This is a genomic window from Catellatospora methionotrophica (genome assembly GCF_011297335.1).
GTDB lineage: Bacteria > Actinomycetota > Actinomycetes > Mycobacteriales > Micromonosporaceae > Catellatospora > Catellatospora methionotrophica.
Genome location: NZ_JAAOTJ010000013.1, coordinates 153249 through 169349 on the forward strand (window position 1 = coordinate 153249; position 16101 = coordinate 169349).

Sequence of the window (16101 nt, forward strand, 5' to 3'; positions counted from 1 at the left end):
CGCCCGTGTCAGCGCGGTGGCAGAGCCGTGTCAGGCGGGCCGCCGATGGTGGAGCCATGACAGACACCGGTTCCGCCGGTTCCGGCCAGATCCGTACGAAGGAGTGCACCGACATGACCATCACCCTCACCGAGCAGGACCAGAGCACGCTGCGGCTGGCCGCGTACGGCGCCGTGACGCTGCTGGCGGCGGCGGGCGCCGCGGGCGGTTCGCCTCACAAGATGGCCACGAACGGCAGTATCGCGCTCGGCGCGGCCACCGGCCTGGTCGGGCACGTGCTCGCCAAGCACCCGAAGGCCAAGGACCTCAACGGCAAGTCCGTGGCGGAGATCGCCGACCGGGTGCTGCCGGCGCTGACCGCGTCGATGAGCCTGCTCAAGGGGCACTCTCCGGCGGAGGCGGACAACTTCCGGGGCGCCGTCGTCACCGCGATCGGGGCCGCCACCCACCGCAGCGAGCCCAGCCCGGTCGTGGCCGACATGATCACCAAGATCACCAAGGCCCTCGACGCCTGACGGCAAGGTGCCCCGGCTGACCGGCGAACCCGACGGCCAGGGGCAGGCAGAGCGCCTGCCCCTGGCCGTCAGCAGGCTTTCTGGAAAGGTTTGGGCATCGGCGGGCTGAACGCGGGCGCCAGGTACGCGCCGATCAGCCGGAACACGTGGTCGCTGGAGTCGGCGTAGTCTCCCTTGCAGTCGAACGCGCCCGGCAGGAACGTGACCGCCACCGAGATGCCGATCTTCTCCTGCGGCAGGTACGCCTCCGTCGCGCTGTATCCGCCCACCAGCGGGTTCTGCATGATCCAGTCCCCGGAGCGGATCACCCCGAGACCGAAGTTGTACCCGTCGACCTGCTGGAAGCAGGACGGCGCGCAGTCGGCCTGGGCATGGCCGAAGCCCAGCAGGTGCGGGCCGGTCATCGCCTGGTAGCTCGCCTGTGACAGCAGCTTGCCGGTGCCGACGGCCACGGCCGTGGTGGCGAGGTCGTCGATGGTCGAGGTCTGGTTCGCGCCGGGCGGGGTGCCCCAGTCGGCGTTCCAGAACGTCTCCTCCTCGTAGAACGCGGTCTTCGGCGCGATGCCCAGCGCCGCGCGCCGCTCCGAGCCGTACGCGTGCAGGACCGGTTCGGCGATCGCCCCGGTCTGGCTGGCCGTGGTGGCCCGCAGGCCCATCGGGTCCAGGACCTTCTCCTTGAGCAGCACGTCCAGCGGCTTGCCGCCGATCTTGGCCAGGATCTCGCCGAGCACCATGAAGTTGGTGTGCGAGTAGCTCCAGTTCGTGCCCGGCGCGAACTGCATCGGGCGGGAGAACGCGTAGTCGAGCCTGCGCTGCACCGTCCAGGACTGGAACGGATCGGCGTTGAAGGCCGCGTTCCAGGCGGGGTCGGTCTCGAAGTCCGGGTAGCCCGAGGTCTGGTTCGCCAGCATCCTCAGGGTCACCTCGGCGGCCTCGGGCAGCGCGGGCATCCAGCGCTCGATGGTGTCGTCGAGGGTGACCCGGCGTTCGTCGACGAAGAGCATCAACAACGTGCCGAGGTACGCGAACACGACCGCGCCGTTGCGGAAGCGCATGTCCGTCGTGGCGGGCACACCCTCCACGGACTGGCCGAACGCCTGCGTCGTGACGACCTCGTCGCCCTTGGTCACCTTCACGATCACGGCGCGCAGCGACTGGGACCCCATCGCCTCGTTCACGATCTTCGCGATGGCCTCCGCCTGCGGCGACGGTGCCTGTACACGCGTGGACGCGTCCGCTGTCACGGTGCACGCTCCCAGCAGGAGCGCGGCCACGACGGACACGGCCGTCACGGCGCGACGGCGGCGACTGCGCTCGGTCATCGGTGCGTTCCTCTCGATCAGGCTCGGCTGCCGGTGCGGCGGCGGCCCAGGGCCGCAGTGATGGGAATGGCCGCGCAGAGCCCGCTGAGCAGCAGCGCGGCGAGCGCGCCGAGCACCGCGGGCTGGTCGCTGAAGGCGAGCCCGATCGCGGCCAGGGCCGGGCCGACGTTGCGTACGGCCGACACGGCGCCCATCGTGGTGCGCCGCTCCGGCGAACCGGTCGCCAGCAGCGTGCCCACACCGAAGGCGAGCACGGAGAACAGGAAACCGGCCAGCAGCGTGCGCGAACCGAGCAGGGCGACGACGTCGCCCCAGTTGCCCAGCAGCATCCCGGCCAGCACGATCAGGAACGTCACGTTGGAGACCTTGACCGCGCCCGGATGCCAGGCCAGCGCCGTGTCGGCGGCGTTGTGCCGCAGCAGCAACCCGATCGCGAACGGCACCAGCTGCAGGAGCACCACCGTACGGACCAGCGTGGCGACGTCCAGCGTGATGCCGCCGCCCACGTCGGCCGCGGTGAGCAGGGCGTTGGCCGTGAACGCGAACGTTACGCTGCCGACCGCGGCCAGCAGCACCTGCATCGCGGCACCGGTGGTGACGTCGCCGCGCTGGATCATGCCGAGTTTGGCCCCGAACGGCCCGCCCGGCGAGCACGCCAGCAGGATCAGCGCGACGGCCGGCGCGGCGGCGAGGCTGAACAGGGCGGCCAGCCCCCAGCCCAGCAGCGGGACGACCACCAGGTTGGCCACCAGCACCAGCACCAGCAGCGGCACGTCGGTGAACGCCGAGCGCAGGGCGGGCAGGGTCGCGCCCAGCCCGGCGGCGAACATCGTCGCCGAGATGAAGATGACGGTGACGGCGTTGAGCAGCAACTGCAGCGTGTCCACCTGGTCTCCTGCGGGTCCTTCGGCCGATGGGCCGGTACAGCCAGACGGCGTCACGTGTGCTGCCCAGCGTAGTAAGAATGTCCGTTTCGTGTAGCTATACGAGGTAATCCGAACGCGAGGAGCGAGGCCTGGACCCGGGCCTGCCGTACGGCAGTCGACGATGATCGCTGTTTGAGGTCAGAAACCGCGGCTAGGCATCACTTTTTGTCCATAGACGACGATCATCACAAGGTGCCATCGTCGATGGTGGATGGAGTTTGGGGCGGTTCACCCTTTCTGGGTAATTCGCCTGGCGGCGGGTGGGTGCGTATTGGGGCTGTCGAGCTGCCGTAACTGTCGCCGATTACGCACCGTGTGCACTATGCCCCTTTCCGTGGCTGATGCGGCAGGGTTGTTCGCGTGGCCGCAACCGGACGCCCCCCGGCGATCCGCGCAGCGGCACCCGACACAGGAGGCAGCCCGTGGCGCACCAGCCGCTGACCAGGCGAGGCCGGCGCACGCTCGCCTTCACGGGCGCGCTCGCCGCAGCCACCGTGCTGGTCACCGCCGGTGCCGTCGCTGCCTCGCCCGCCTGGCGGGGTGCCGCTCACGCGCCGGTCGACGGCCACGCCGGTCGGTGGCCGACGCCGAGCGCCGAGCCGACGGCGGACCCGGCCGCACCGACGCCGACCCCCGCCCCCGCTGTGTCTGCCGACCCCTCCGCCTCCGGAGGGCCGTCGCCTTCCGGCACGCCGGGCGCGTCCGCCTCCTCGACGCCGACCGGCCCACCTGGCCCCGGGTCACCCGCCGACCCTGCTCCGGCACCGAGCGCGGCACCGGCCGAGCCACCGGCACCCGCACCCGCACCCGAGCCGCCCGCACCCGAATCCACGACGCCCGAATCCACGACACCCGAATCCACGACACCCGAACCCGCGCCGACCGAGCCGACACCGGCCGGAGGTGGCGCGGCCGAGCCCGCGACGGGCTGACCCCGTCGCGGCGGCCGGACCTAGGCGGCCGGACCTAGGCGGCCGGACCTAGGCGGCCGGACCTAGGCGGCCGGACCTAGGCGGCCGGACCTCGGTGGCCGGACCTCGGCGGTCGAGCCGCCGTCACCATCCCCGCGACCTCCGGGTCCGCGGTACAGCACCACGTCACGTAACACCCGTCACCAGCAACCGGCGCGTCGTGTGGGCGCGCGGGCCGATGCAGCCTGTCCAGGAGGACACCATGAAGCACGCCAGGAACAGCAAGCGGACCACCGCCATCGTCGGCGCGGCCCTGATCGGCACCGTACTGGCCGCCACCGCGGCGTGGGCCGTCTTCGGTTCCACGATCGTCGCCGTGGCCAACGGCGGCGCCGAGACCGTCCAGGAGATCACGGTCAGTGGGCAGCAGCAGAGTTCGCCGCTGCTGCCGGGGGAGGCCTCGCACGTGAAACTGGCCATCCGCAACCCGAACGGCAACGTGCGTGCCCTGATCACCAGCATCACGCCGGGCGCGATCGTGATCGGCAACATCCCGGCCGCATCCGTCGACACCTGCGACGACTACGTCGTGGCCAGCAGTCAGAACACGGTCCCGGCCACGCTGCCGACTCTCGACAAGGACGCCAGCACCGACGTGTACGTCGTCGACGGGGTGCGGCTCGGCGACGCGCCGCTGATGTGCCAGGGCATGACCTGGACGACGAACTGGAACGTGACGTTTCAGGCTGTTCGCTGACCGGGCGGCGACCGGCGTACTCCCGGTGACGGGTGGTCCCGGCGTCGTGTCGCTGCTGCTGGTCGGTCTCACCTGCTTGCTGCTGGGGCTGAGCTGCCGCAGGTGGGCCAGGCGCTGAGCGCCGCAGGAAAGGGCGTCTTCTCATCGATTCCGATGCGGAGGGCGCCCTTTCTGCTTTGTCCGCAGTCAGGTTCAGAGGGTCGGTGGGAGGTGGACCGCACCCATCGAGATCTCGCGGCGTATCCGGAACCCGAGCCGTTCGTACATGGCCAGCGCGCCGGGATTGTCGAGGCGTACGTGCAGGAAGGCCCTGTCGCCGCGCTCGTGCAGCACGGCGGTCATCGCCCGGACCAGCCGCGTGGCCAGGCCCTGCCGCCGGTGCGCGGGGTCGGTGCAGATCGCACTGAGTTCGCTCCAGCCCTGCGGCCGCAGCCGCTCCCCGGCCATCGCCACCAGCACTCCGCCACGGCGGATGCCCAGGTAGACGCCCAGTTCCAGGGTGCGCGGCGTGAACACGCGGCCGTTACGGTGCCGGGCCACGAACGCCACGATCTCGGGGAGGTCGTCCGGCCCGAGTCGCACCGCGTCCGCGTCGGCGCGCGGCTCAGCGCCGTCCTCGACGAGTTGCAGCCCGGGACCGACGCCGGTGACCTTCCAGTCGTCGTGCGGGGCGACGACGATCCCGGCGACCGGGGCCTGTTCGGGGCCGACCAGCGCGGCGGCGTCGGCCCAGTCCCGGGCCGTGGTCGGGTGGGGGATCGCGATGAACCGCGACAGCTCCGGCGGGTAGCGCATGACACGTCCCCGCCGCTGCGCCAGGTGGGCATGCGGCCCGGTCAGCGCGGACCGTACGGGGTCGTCGAGCGGATCGGCCATGGGGCGTCCTCGGGTCGGCGTGAGCGCTGCGCCGACTCTAACCATGGCAATCAAGACGGTGAATGGTTCCCGGCGGGTCGGGCACGCCAGACGATCACGCCGAGCACGACCGTCCAGACCGTGAGCGGGTCGAAGCCGAGCCGTTCGGCCCCGCCGACGCCCAGCCCCAGATGCTGCCCGCTGGCGAACAGCACACAGCCGACGATGCCGACGACGCCCATGGCCAGCGAGAAGGCGCGTTCGCGCCGCCGCTCGCGAGGTGTGGCCAGCCCGACCAGCAGCGGGCCGAGCGCGCCCGGAAACTGCAACCCGGCCCCGACCAGGTGCAGCGGCATGTTCACGTCGCCCGGAGCCAGGCCGACCAGCACCGCGCCGACGCCGCTGACCGCGATCAGCGCCAGGCCCGCCCCGGCCAGGCGCTGCGGCGGCCAGTAGCGCCGGGTCGCCAGCGCGCCGACCGCCGTACACACGCCGACGAGCACGAAAGCCGCGTTCATGAGCGCGTGCCGGGGAGAGCACAGCATCGTGGCCTGCCGCCAGACGTCTGCGGACGGCTCGCACCGGGCGTAGCCGAGATCGCTGATCGTGTTGGCGCTGAAGCTGTACGCCGGATCCCAGGCCGCTGCGACGAACGGCTGCACCAGGAAGTAGACGATCGTCAGCATCCAGCAGAGCGCACCCAGCCGCTGTCTCATCACATCGACAGTAGACGGGCCGTCCAGCACCGACCCGGCGCGCGGCCGCCGACGAAATTGTCCTGCCGCCGACGGCGCGGACGTGGTTACGGTCAGGCGCATGGACCGACTTTCCGCGATCACTTTCCGGCTGCCCGCGACGGTGGAGTCGCGCGCGTTCCTCGACGGCCTGCGGCTGCTGCTCGCCGACGTCCTCTACGCCGACGCCGGTGACCCGGACCGGCTGACGCTGACCCCGCCGGTGCCCGAGGGCGCGCTGCCGGTGACGGTGTTCGCGCTAGCCGATGTGCCCGGGCCCGAGGTCGCGCTGAACACGGGCCAGGTCATCGGCCTGAAAACCGGCCCCGGCACCGGGGCGGTCACCCTGCCGGGCCGGATCGAGCTGCCCGAGCTGGCCCGCCGCCTGGCCGGGCACGTGCGCCGGGTCGACCACACGGGCGTGAACCTGCCCGTCGGCACCGCCCCCGGCCAGTGGGACGACCTGCTCCGCGACGTCGCCGCGACGTCGGCGACCTACCGCTACCCGACCGGTGAGCCGTGGCCGTTCGTGCTGCCCGCGACGGCCGAGGAGTGCGACGCCGACATCACCGACTTCGTCGTCGGCCGGGAACCGCGCTTCGAGCTGGTGTACGAGCAGCACCTCACCCAGACCTCGTGGCAGATCGCCCTGTTCACCGACCTGACGCGGGCCGAACTGGAGCTGATGTTCCCCGAGGGTCTGACCTTCCCCGGCCTGGACGACGTGTTCCGCGTCGTGCCGGTCCGCCACCCGTGGCCGGACCTGGGCATCCGCTTCGACCTCTGCTACCGCGGCGACGGCGGCCCCGACGACTGGGAGACGGGGCAGTGGCTGGTCACCGCAGGTGGCCGGATCCGCTGAACAGGGCCGTCACGAGTTCAGCGGCCGCCGCGCGACCAGCAGCAGGTGTGTCACGGGCCAGTCCAGCGGGGTGCCGTCCAGGTCGGTGAGTGTGGCGACCGGGGCGATCCGGTTCGCGACGATCCAGTCGTTGCGGCTGGTCCGTGACGCCGGGTCCAGCTCGAAGCCCACGTCGTCCAGCAGCCGCCGCCAGTCGGCGTACGCCAGGCCGCAGAACTGCTCGCGGGTCTCCGACAGCCAGCTCGCGTGGTAGTCCTTGCGCGTCAGGTAGTCCATGGCGTCGCCGAGCGCCAGCCGGACCGTGTCGCCCTGAGCCGTGTGCGGCACCCCGAACGCGAAGTCGACCGTGAACTGGTCGAACCGGGCGCGGGTGGACAGCCCGGCGACGTACTCGGCGACCTGCGCGGACGGCAGCCTGGCGAGGTCGTGGCGCGGCCCGCCGGGGTTGGCTCCGTCGCCGTGCTCCAGGCGCAGCAGCACCTGCCGGTCGCGGTCGTCGGGGCCGCAGACGTCACTGTTGATCCAGACGCCACCGGGGGCGGTGTGCTCGTAGATGGCCTGGGCGAAGGCGCGCAGCGACTTCTCCTGGTCGCCGTACGACCAGATCTCGTGGGTCAGCGCGAACGTCAGCGTCGTGTTGATCGAGCGGGCCGGGAACACGGCCCCGCCGAGCACGTTGCGGCGGTAGAAGAACACGTTCGGGTTGGCGAACACGCCCTGTGCCTTGCGGTGTACGCACTCGTCGAACAGGTGCCGGGCGACCTCGACGCCGATCAGGTCGCTCTCGCGCAGGGCCGGTTCCCGGTCGGCGAGCTCCAGCACCGCGCCCGCGCCGCAGCCGATGTCGACGACCCGGCCGGGCTGCACGTGCTCGCGGGCCACGGCCCACTTGCGGGCGGCGCTGTCGGCGAACGCCTCCACGTAGGCGCGGTAGTCGCGGGTCGCGGTCAGGCCGCCCTCGTCGCCGACGACCGGATCGTTGACGACGGTGCGTACGGTCTCGACGAGCCGGTAGCGGTCGAAGACGTCGACGGTGGCGGGATGGGCCAGCTCACGCCACGTCTCGTCGCCGGCGGCCAGGCGCAGCAGCACATCCCAGGGCCGTTCGGCGGCGGGCTCCTGCCCGGCCTCGACCGGGTCGATCGCGAAGCCGAGCCGCTCGTACATCGCGGCGACGTCGGGGGTGGAGCAGGCCACGACGGTGTCGTGCGGGGTCAGCTCGATACCGGTGGCCGCGGTGATGTTCTTCAGGGTCACCTCGGCGAAGCGCGGGGTCGGCGCGGCGTCGAAGACCGGCACGACCACAGAGCGCAGGCCGGTGACGGCGCTGAACCGCTCGATCGCGGCCTCGCGTCGGTGGTAGGGGACCGGGTTGCGGCGGGTGTTGTCGTGGTTTGCCGAGGTCACCGCCCAGACGATGGTCGCGCCGTGCCGGGCGGCCAGCGCGACGAGCCGGTCCGCCTGGAAGCGGGTCAGCAGGTGATGGCGTCCGGGGAACAGCACGTATCTCATCGGGTCTTGATACCTCACGCGGCGGCGATCCCGCTCACCGCACGGTCGCCGTACCGCCGCGCGACTATGCTTTTCGGCATTTGCGTGTTTTGCGACGCCGGGAAATTTCTCGGCCGCGGACCGATGAGTTTCGCGGGCCGGGGCGGTCTGCCTGTACATGACCCGAGAAGGAGTGGCACCGATGACTGAGGCCAAGACGTACACCCTTGCTGTTCCCGGCGCGGTCCTGCACTACGACGTGCGCGAGGACGGCGGCACCACCGAACCGGCCCTGCTGCTGATCGGCTCGCCGATGGGCGCCGAGGGCTTCGGCACGCTCGCCGGGTTCATTCCCGGCCGCACCCTGGTCACCTACGACCCGCGCGGGGTGTCCCGCAGTGTGCGCACCGACGGCGCGACGGAGTCGACCCCCGACGAGCACGCCGACGACCTGCACCGGCTGATCGCCGAGCTCGGCGGGCCGGTCGACATCTTCGCCAGCAGCGGCGGGGCGGTCAACGCGCTTGCCCTGGTCGCCCGGCACCCGGCGGACGTGCGCACGCTGGTCGCGCACGAGCCGCCGGCGGCCCAGGCGCTGCCCGACCGCGACCAGGCGCTGGCCGCGATCCGGTTCATCTCCGACCTGTACCACGCCAAGGGCTCCGGCGCGGGCATGGCCGCGTTCATCGCCGCGGTCGGCCACCAGGGCGAGTTCCCAGACGGCTACGCGGTCGCGCCGGACCCGGCCCAGTTCGGCATGCCCGCGCAGGACGACGGCTCGCGCGACGACGTGCTGCTGGGCCAGAACCTGATCAGCTGCACCCACTACGAGCACGACTTCGACGCCCTGCGCGCCGCGCCGACCCGGATCGTGCTCGCTGTCGGTGAGGAGTCCGCGGGCACGATGGCCAGCCGCGGCGGGGTCGCGGTCGCCGAGAAGCTGGGCACCACGGCGGTCGTGTTCCCCAGCAACCACGGTGGCTTCCTCGGCGACGAGTTCGGCATGCCGGGCAAGCCGGCGGAGTTCGCCGTCAAGCTGCGCGAGGTGCTGGCCGCCTGACGGCCGCGGGCGGGGCGGGCCACGGGGCCGCCCCGCCCGGACCTGCGGTCCGGGTCACGCCGCGCGGGTGAATTCCATGATCCAGTTGGTGCGCCAGGTCGCGCCCTGGTCGTACGAGAACGACTGCTGCCAGCGGGCGGCGTCCGCGCCCTCGCGGGCCCACTCGAAGCGGACCCGGACCGGATGACCGCCGAGCACGTCCTCGCAGTCGAACACGCCGCGCCCGTCGCGCCACGCGCCCTCCACGGGCGGGTCGAGGTGGCCGGGGTTGCGGCTGGACGCCCACCAGATGCGCCACAGCCGGGCCTGCGGGTCGAACTGCCGCAGCGTGTATCCCTCGAACGGCTGTTCGCCGGGCGGGGCCTCGGTCCACATGCGGTCGACGTGGCCGAGTCCGCCGAGGACCGGCTCGACGTGCGAGCGGGCGTCGAACTCGACCCACTCGGCGCAGCCGGGATCGGTGACGTCGCGCAGTTTGCGGTTGCGCACCTGCCACCGGCCGAAGATGAAGTCGAAGTCGGCGCGGCCGTCGTCCATCGAGATCCCCCTGTAGCGATCGAGTCGGTCGCCGCATCATGCCGGTGACCACCGACATCGGGCGACACGCGGACACTCTTCCATATTCTTGACTCATTCCAGAAAGCGGACCAGACTACGGGACGTGGCCGCGCCCTCGGACGCCGAGCGGATGCGGCCCGAGCCGCCTGCCATGCGTCACCGGTGGGCGGCTAGCTGTCAGGGCCTGATCACCTGATCCGCAAGTCATGGAAGGAAATCGATGTCTGAGAACCACGAGGCCGTCGTCCACGACGCCGAGGCGGGGGCCGAGTCGCGCTGCCCGGTGGCGCACGGGCGTGCCCCCCACCCGACCCAGGGTGACGGCAACCGCGGCTGGTGGCCGAACCAGCTCAACCTGAAGATCCTGGCGAAGAACCCGGCCGTGGCCAACCCGCTGGACGCCGACTTCGACTACGCGCAGGCGTTCGCCGGGCTCGACCTGGCCGCCGTGAAGCGCGACATCGCCGAGGTCCTGACGACCTCGCAGGACTGGTGGCCCGCCGACTACGGCCACTACGGCCCGTTCATGGTGCGTATGGCGTGGCACAGTGCGGGCACCTACCGCATCAGCGACGGCCGCGGTGGCGCGGGCGCGGGCATGCAGCGCTTCGCGCCGCTCAACAGCTGGCCGGACAACGGCAACCTGGACAAGGCCCGCCGCCTGCTGTGGCCGGTCAAGAAGAAGTACGGCCAGCAGATCTCCTGGGCCGACCTGATGATCCTGACCGGCAACGTCGCCCTGGAGACGATGGGCTTCGCGACGTTCGGCTTCGCCGGTGGCCGCCCCGACGTCTGGGAGCCCGACACCGACGTCTACTGGGGCCCGGAGACCACCTGGCTCGGCGACCAGCGCTACACCGGCGACCGCGAGCTGGAGAACCCGCTCGCCGCCGTGCAGATGGGCCTCATCTACGTCAACCCGGAGGGCCCGAACGGCACCCCGGACCCGCTGGCCGCGGCCCGCGACATCCGCGAGACCTTCGCCCGCATGGCGATGAACGACGAGGAGACCGTCGCGCTGATCGCCGGCGGGCACACCTTCGGCAAGGCCCACGGCGCAGGCACCACCGACCACGTCGGCCCGGAGCCGGAGGGCGCGGCGCTGGAGGAGCAGGGCCTGGGCTGGAAGAACAGCTTCGGCAGCGGCCGGGGCGGCGACACGATCACCAGCGGCCTCGAAGGCGCCTGGACGGACACTCCCGTCGCGTGGGACAACAGCTTCTTCCGGATCCTTTTCGCGTACGAGTGGGAGCTGTTCAAGAGCCCCGCGGGCGCGCACCAGTGGAAGCCGAAGGACGGCGCGGGCGCGGACACGGTGCCCGACGCGCACGACCCGGCCCGCCGGCACGCCCCGATCATGCTGACCACCGACCTGGCACTGCGCCTCGACCCGGTCTACGAGCCGATCTCGCGCCGCTTCGCGCAGGACCAGGCCGCGTTCGCCGACGCGTTCGCCCGTGCCTGGTTCAAGCTCACCCACCGCGACATGGGCCCGATCGCCCGCTACCTCGGCCCCGAGGTCCCCGCCGAGACGCTGATCTGGCAGGACCCGGTCCCGGCGGTGGACCACGTGCTCGTCGACGACGCCGACGTCGCCGACCTCAAGGCCCGCGTCCTGGCCTCCGGCCTGTCGGTGTCCGAGCTGGTCTCGGTCGCGTGGGCGTCGGCGTCGACGTTCCGCGGCAGCGACAAGCGCGGCGGCGCCAACGGCGCGCGCATCCGGCTGGAGCCGCAGAACGGCTGGGAGGTCAACGACCCCGACCAGCTCGCCCGCGTGCTGCACACGCTGGAGGGCATCGGGCAGGCGTTCAACGCCGAGCAGACCGGCGGCAAGAGGATCTCGCTGGCCGACCTGATCGTGCTGGGCGGCTCCGCCGCCGTCGAGCAGGCCGCCGGGTTCGCCGGGCACGCGGTCGAGGTGACGTTCACGCCGGGCCGCACCGACGCGACGGCCGAGCAGACCGACGCGGAGTCGTTCGCACCGCTGGAGCCGACCGCGGACGGGTTCCGCAACTTCCACGGCAAGGGCCACCGCCTGCCGGCCGAGTACCTGCTGGTCGACCGGGCCAACCTGCTCACGCTGAGCGCGCCGGAGCTGACCGTGCTGGTCGGCGGCCTGCGGGTGCTCGGCGCGAACGCCAAGCAGTCGCCGGTCGGGGTGCTCACCGAGCGGCCCGGCACGCTGACCAACGACTTCTTCGCCAACCTGCTCGACCTGGGCACGGCGTGGCGGCCGGTGGCCGGGGACGCGAACGCCTTCGAGGGCGTCGACCTCGCCACGGACAAGGTCAAATGGACGGGCAGCCGTGCCGACCTGGTCTTCGGCTCCAACTCGGAGCTGCGGGCGCTGGCCGAGGTCTACGCCGCCGACGACGCGAAGGCGAAGTTCGTGCGGGACTTCGTCGCCGCCTGGGTCAAGGTCATGAACCTGGGCCGGTACGACCTCGCCTGATCGGTGACACGACGAAGCCCGCCGGTGACACGCACCGGCGGGCTTCGTCGTCGGGGTGCGTCAGTACTTCATGACGCAGTACACGACCGTCGGGTGGACGAACCGGTACCAGTGGTTCCACTTGTAGGCCTTGGTGCACTTGTCGCCGTCGGCCCCGCCGGGCACGACGTCGACGATGTGCACGGTGCCCTTGTCCTTGCACTTGGTCGCGGCGACGGCGAAATCGGTGTCCGTCGGGAGCTTGTAGCAGAAGTTCTTCACCAGATACAGCTCCAGGCAGAGCCGGTAGCCGGAGTTGGTGATCCACGGGCCGTCGGGGTCGGCGCAGGTGCCCTGGGCATTGTCGACCGACAGGACCCGGTAGGTTCCGCGCGAGCCGTTGCAGTTGCCGAGCCCCAGGAAGGTGCCCTTGACGTCGACGGCGATGCAGTCCCCGACGGCGGCGGGCGCGGGCAGCGCGGCCTCGCTCGTGGGGATCGGCTCCTCCGGGGAGTACAGGTCCGACGGCCTGGTGCGCTGCGCCGACGCCGACGGCGACGGTCCCGGCGTCGGGCTGGTGTCCCCGTTGAGGAGGTTGTAAGCAACTCCGCCGCCGCACAGGCCGATCACAGCCAGCACCACGACGCCGACGATCAGGCCGACGATCAGCGGGGTGTTGCTCTTCTTCGGCGGTGGCGGCGGGGTGCCCGGCTGCCATGGCGCGGCGCCGGGGTAGCCGGAGGGATGCGGCGGTGGAGGCAGCGTCACCCCTGGAGTCTCACATGCGGGGGCAACGGGTCGCCAAATCGTTCCTCCACATCAGATGGTCGGCCGAGCGCCCGCCGAGGTCTGTCCCGCTGGCCGCCGTCCCGGGACCGGGGCACCCGCGGTTAGGTTCCGGCCTGCTCAGCGGGCACCCTTCGGGGTGTGACCGACTATTCCGCCGCGGTCGGCTGCCGGCACGGCTTCGGGCGACGACCTGCTGATCAACATGCGCCGCCCGTGTGCCGATTTGCGTCTGATATGCCCGAATCCGTCACTTAAGCGGCCGAGTCAGGGCAGATTGGTCGCAAGGAGAGGAGCCGGGATGGACAGGATTCTCGCCGACCGGACCAGGGCGGCCGACAGCACCGTGGACCAGCGTGACCAGGCCGGGAGTGCGCCGGTGGTCAGACGCTGGCACGCCGAGCACCCGCGGTGGGCGGCCGCCATCGCCGAGCGCGGCGTGGACTGGGACCACCCCCGCTCGGTCCACTGGAACGCGGCGTGCGGGGCCGAGGCCGCCGCCGACTTCGCCGCCATCCGCCGCCAGGCCCGCACCTACGACGCCATCGCGCCCGCGTTCGCGGCGACGGCCCGCCACCGCGAGGACCGGGCCCGCTCCGCCGAAGCCATGGGCGACCTGGTCACCGCGCGGGAGAACTACTTCATGGCGGCCGTGCACTGGAGCGCGGCGCAGTGGCCCGCGCACGCCGACGACGCCCCCAGCCGTGGCTACCACGAGCGCAAACGCGCCTGCTACCGCCGTTACGCCGAACTCGCCGACCACCACGTCGAAGCGGTGTCGATCCCGTTTCCGGGCACCCACCGCGGCTCGCTGCCCGCCTGGCTGCACCTGCCGCCCGGCTACCGTGGCGGCCGCCTGCCCGTGGCCGTCGTGCTCGCGGACCTGGACAGTTGCAAAGAGGCCACGGTGGCCCTGCACGGCGACCGGTTCCTCAGCCGCGGCTTCGCCGTGCTCGCGATGGAGGGGCCCGGCCAGTACGAGTGCGCCATGCTCGGCACCCACTTCAGCGTGCCCGCCTGGGCGCAGGTCGGCCCGGCGTGCATGGACTGGCTGGCCGGGCGCGACGAGATCGACCCGGAGCGGGTCGTGCTGACCGGCAGCGGCTTCGGCTCGTTCGCCGCGACCGTTGTGGCCGCCCACGAGCCCCGGTTCCTGGCCTGCGCGGTCGTCGAGGTCTGCCACGAGCCGGGCTGGACGACCGTGTTCGAGCAGGCGTCGCCGACGTACAAGATGCGGTTCATGTACATGACCGGGCACACCGACGAGGCCGAGTTCGACCGGTTCAGCCCCACGCTGACCTGGCAGGGCCGCGCCGAGCGGATCCGGATGCCCTTCCTGGCGGTCGCCGGTCAGCACGACGAGCTCAGCCCGCTCGACTGGACCCGTGACCTGCTCGACGCGGTGCAGGGCCCGCGCCTGCTGGTGATCTATCAGGACTCGCCGCACCACATCGGCGGCGTGCCGTCCGCGCGCCTGGGCCCGTCCGCGCCCGGCCTGGTCGCCGACTGGCTCGCCGCCCGCGTACGCGGCGACGCCTTCCCGACCGAGCAGTGGATCATCGACAGCGGCGGCCGGATCAACCGCAGCCCGCTGCACGCGCTGGAGCCGCTCGACGAGGCCGACCCGATCGAGGAGCCGGTGACCGAGCTGTTCGCCGAGCCGCCGGCCGAGCCGCTGGTGCAGGCGGCAACGGAGCCGTCGGGTCAGCCGCGGTCCGGGCCGCCCGCGCCGGTCCCGCCCGCCGACCAGCCGGCGAAACCCGCGGGCCGGGCACGGGGGTCCCGCAAGAAGGGCAGCCCGCCGCCCGACCACCCGCAGCCCGCCGTCCGGCACGAGCCCGCCGCCTCGAACGGTTCCCACGGCCGGAGCAAGGTCCCGCGCCGACCCTCGTGACGCCCACGGCGTTGTCGGACGGGCTCGTTATCCTGGCCCGATGGACATGGAGTTCAGCGGCGAGATCTGGTTCTGGAGAGGCCCCGCGCCCTGGTACTTCGTGACCGTGCCCGACGAGCAGTGCCAGGCGTTGCAGGACGCGTCGTCGCAGGTCAGCTACGGCTGGGGCATGATCCCGGTGACCGCCCGGATCGGCGCGACCGGCTGGACGACGTCGCTGTTCCCCAAGGACGGCCGCTACCTGGTGCCGGTCAAGGCGGTGGTGCGCCGCGCCGAGGGGCTGGACGCCGGTGACACCGTGACGGTCCGGTTGGACGTCGACGCCTGAGATCGCCCGCCCGGACCGATGACTTCCGGGCGGCCGGATCGTCATCACGGGTATGAGACTGACACTGACGGAGTTCGTGACCCTCGACGGCGTGTACCAGGGACCGGGCGGCCCCGAGGAGGACACCGACGGGGGCTTCGCGCACGGCGGCTGGGTGGTGCCGTTCTTCGAGGACACTCTGGGCGGGTTCATCCACGGGGTGTTCGGCCAGGCCGACGCGTTCCTGTTCGGCCGCCGCACCTACGACATCTTCGCGCAGGCCTGGCCCAAGTCGACCGACCCGGCCGACCCGGTCGCACGGGCCCTCAACACGCTGCCCAAGTACGTCGCCTCGCGCACGCTGGACCGCGCCGACTGGCACCACACCACCGTGCTCGGCGGGGACGTGGCCGCCGAGGTCGCCACGCTCAAGCAGCAGCCGGGCCGGGAGCTGCAGATCCACGGCAGCGGCGCGCTCGCCCAGACGCTGTTCGACGCGGGGCTGATCGACCTGGTGCGGCTCATCGTGTTCCCGGTCGTGCTCGGCTCCGGGACGCGGCTGTTCGCGCCGGGGCGTACGCCGTCGGGCTTCCGGCTCGCCGACCTCACCTCGACCCCGACCGGGGTGACGGTGCAGACCCTCGAACTGGCCGGTGCGCCGGAATACGGCTCGATGGAGGTCGAGTGAGCCG

At 72.0% G+C, this 16101-nt stretch carries 15 protein-coding genes; 8 read left to right on the forward strand and 7 right to left on the reverse strand.

What is annotated here, in order from left to right; genetic code table 11:
• The first annotated feature begins 56 nt into the window (after window positions 1–56).
• Entirely contained in the window at window positions 57–515 is a 459-nt protein-coding gene (locus tag HAV40_RS25850; RefSeq protein WP_239086669.1) for a hypothetical protein, read from the forward strand.
• Window positions 516–583: 68 nt separating this feature from the next.
• On the opposite strand, the gene HAV40_RS25855 is transcribed toward HAV40_RS25850, so the two are convergent.
• Together HAV40_RS25855 and HAV40_RS25860 are read right to left on the reverse strand one after the other, a co-directional pair.
• Window positions 584–1837, reverse strand: a complete 1254-nt coding sequence (locus HAV40_RS25855) for a serine hydrolase domain-containing protein (protein ID WP_166385608.1) — start codon at window positions 1835–1837, stop codon at window positions 584–586.
• Between the two features lie 17 nt (window positions 1838–1854).
• Window positions 1855–2724, reverse strand: coding sequence for a bile acid:sodium symporter (locus HAV40_RS25860; RefSeq protein WP_166385610.1), 870 nt, complete (start codon window positions 2722–2724; stop codon window positions 1855–1857).
• Between the two features lie 1212 nt (window positions 2725–3936).
• On the opposite strand from HAV40_RS25860, the gene HAV40_RS25865 reads away from it, so the two are divergent.
• Complete coding sequence (locus tag HAV40_RS25865; protein ID WP_166385612.1) at window positions 3937–4431, forward strand: hypothetical protein; 495 nt, start codon at window positions 3937–3939, stop codon at window positions 4429–4431.
• A 192-nt stretch (window positions 4432–4623) separates the two neighbouring features.
• Here the strand turns inward: HAV40_RS25865 and HAV40_RS25870 are convergent, their stop codons facing one another.
• Both HAV40_RS25870 and HAV40_RS25875 read right to left on the reverse strand, forming a co-directional pair.
• Window positions 4624–5307 (reverse strand): GNAT family N-acetyltransferase, encoded by a 684-nt coding sequence (locus HAV40_RS25870; RefSeq protein WP_166385615.1) that lies wholly within the window; start codon window positions 5305–5307, stop codon window positions 4624–4626.
• 50 nt (window positions 5308–5357) lie between these two features.
• The gene (locus HAV40_RS25875) at window positions 5358–6002 is read right to left on the reverse strand and encodes a DUF998 domain-containing protein (protein ID WP_166385617.1); all 645 of its coding nucleotides are present in this window, start codon (window positions 6000–6002) and stop codon (window positions 5358–5360) included.
• A gap of 100 nt (window positions 6003–6102) precedes the next feature.
• On the opposite strand from HAV40_RS25875, the gene HAV40_RS25880 reads away from it, so the two are divergent.
• Window positions 6103–6882, forward strand: coding sequence for a hypothetical protein (locus HAV40_RS25880; protein WP_166385619.1), 780 nt, complete (start codon window positions 6103–6105; stop codon window positions 6880–6882).
• Window positions 6883–6891: 9 nt separating this feature from the next.
• Here HAV40_RS25880 and HAV40_RS25885 read toward each other — a convergent pair whose 3' ends face one another.
• On the reverse strand, window positions 6892–8394 hold the full coding sequence (locus HAV40_RS25885; RefSeq protein WP_166385621.1) for a class I SAM-dependent methyltransferase: 1503 nt from the start codon (window positions 8392–8394) through the stop codon (window positions 6892–6894).
• A gap of 181 nt (window positions 8395–8575) precedes the next feature.
• Here HAV40_RS25885 and HAV40_RS25890 point away from each other — a divergent pair, with 181 nt between their 5' ends.
• Window positions 8576–9433: an alpha/beta fold hydrolase gene (locus HAV40_RS25890; protein ID WP_166385623.1), complete on the forward strand. Its 858-nt coding sequence runs from the start codon at window positions 8576–8578 to the stop codon at window positions 9431–9433.
• 54 nt (window positions 9434–9487) lie between these two features.
• Here HAV40_RS25890 and HAV40_RS25895 read toward each other — a convergent pair whose 3' ends face one another.
• Entirely contained in the window at window positions 9488–9970 is a 483-nt protein-coding gene (locus tag HAV40_RS25895; RefSeq protein WP_166385625.1) for a hypothetical protein, read from the reverse strand.
• 241 nt (window positions 9971–10211) lie between these two features.
• On the opposite strand from HAV40_RS25895, the gene katG reads away from it, so the two are divergent.
• Window positions 10212–12443, forward strand: coding sequence for a catalase/peroxidase HPI (gene katG, locus HAV40_RS25900; protein WP_166385627.1), 2232 nt, complete (start codon window positions 10212–10214; stop codon window positions 12441–12443).
• A 60-nt stretch (window positions 12444–12503) separates the two neighbouring features.
• Here katG and HAV40_RS25905 read toward each other — a convergent pair whose 3' ends face one another.
• Complete coding sequence (locus HAV40_RS25905; RefSeq protein ID WP_166385629.1) at window positions 12504–13190, reverse strand: hypothetical protein; 687 nt, start codon at window positions 13188–13190, stop codon at window positions 12504–12506.
• Between the two features lie 319 nt (window positions 13191–13509).
• On the opposite strand from HAV40_RS25905, the gene HAV40_RS25910 reads away from it, so the two are divergent.
• Genes HAV40_RS25910 through HAV40_RS25920 form a run of 3 tightly spaced genes read left to right on the forward strand, consistent with a single transcriptional unit; the run spans window position 13510 to window position 16097 of the window.
• Window positions 13510–15102, forward strand: coding sequence for an alpha/beta hydrolase family protein (locus HAV40_RS25910; protein WP_166385631.1), 1593 nt, complete (start codon window positions 13510–13512; stop codon window positions 15100–15102).
• A 40-nt stretch (window positions 15103–15142) separates the two neighbouring features.
• On the forward strand, window positions 15143–15430 hold the full coding sequence (locus HAV40_RS25915) for a DUF1905 domain-containing protein (protein WP_166385633.1): 288 nt from the start codon (window positions 15143–15145) through the stop codon (window positions 15428–15430).
• 52 nt (window positions 15431–15482) lie between these two features.
• Window positions 15483–16097 carry a dihydrofolate reductase family protein gene (locus tag HAV40_RS25920; protein WP_166385635.1) on the forward strand — a complete coding sequence of 205 codons (615 nt, stop codon included), beginning with the start codon at window positions 15483–15485 and terminating at the stop codon, window positions 16095–16097.
• Window positions 16098–16101: the final 4 nt, after the last annotated feature.

Bases quoted from the DNA above. Each gene is read 5' to 3' on its own strand.
- HAV40_RS25850 (WP_239086669.1), top strand. From the start codon at position 57: ATGACAGACACCGGTTCCGCCGGTTCCGGCCAGATCCGTACGAAGGAG.
- HAV40_RS25855 (WP_166385608.1), bottom strand. From the start codon at position 1,837: ATGACCGAGCGCAGTCGCCGCCGTCGCGCCGTGACGGCCGTGTCCGTC.
- HAV40_RS25865 (WP_166385612.1), top strand. From the start codon at position 3,937: ATGAAGCACGCCAGGAACAGCAAGCGGACCACCGCCATCGTCGGCGCG.
- HAV40_RS25870 (WP_166385615.1), bottom strand. From the start codon at position 5,307: ATGGCCGATCCGCTCGACGACCCCGTACGGTCCGCGCTGACCGGGCCG.
- HAV40_RS25875 (WP_166385617.1), bottom strand. From the start codon at position 6,002: ATGAGACAGCGGCTGGGTGCGCTCTGCTGGATGCTGACGATCGTCTAC.
- HAV40_RS25880 (WP_166385619.1), top strand. From the start codon at position 6,103: ATGGACCGACTTTCCGCGATCACTTTCCGGCTGCCCGCGACGGTGGAG.
- HAV40_RS25885 (WP_166385621.1), bottom strand. From the start codon at position 8,394: ATGAGATACGTGCTGTTCCCCGGACGCCATCACCTGCTGACCCGCTTC.
- HAV40_RS25890 (WP_166385623.1), top strand. From the start codon at position 8,576: ATGACTGAGGCCAAGACGTACACCCTTGCTGTTCCCGGCGCGGTCCTG.
- HAV40_RS25895 (WP_166385625.1), bottom strand. From the start codon at position 9,970: ATGGACGACGGCCGCGCCGACTTCGACTTCATCTTCGGCCGGTGGCAG.
- katG (WP_166385627.1), top strand. From the start codon at position 10,212: ATGTCTGAGAACCACGAGGCCGTCGTCCACGACGCCGAGGCGGGGGCC.
- HAV40_RS25910 (WP_166385631.1), top strand. From the start codon at position 13,510: ATGGACAGGATTCTCGCCGACCGGACCAGGGCGGCCGACAGCACCGTG.
- HAV40_RS25915 (WP_166385633.1), top strand. From the start codon at position 15,143: ATGGACATGGAGTTCAGCGGCGAGATCTGGTTCTGGAGAGGCCCCGCG.
- HAV40_RS25920 (WP_166385635.1), top strand. From the start codon at position 15,483: ATGAGACTGACACTGACGGAGTTCGTGACCCTCGACGGCGTGTACCAG.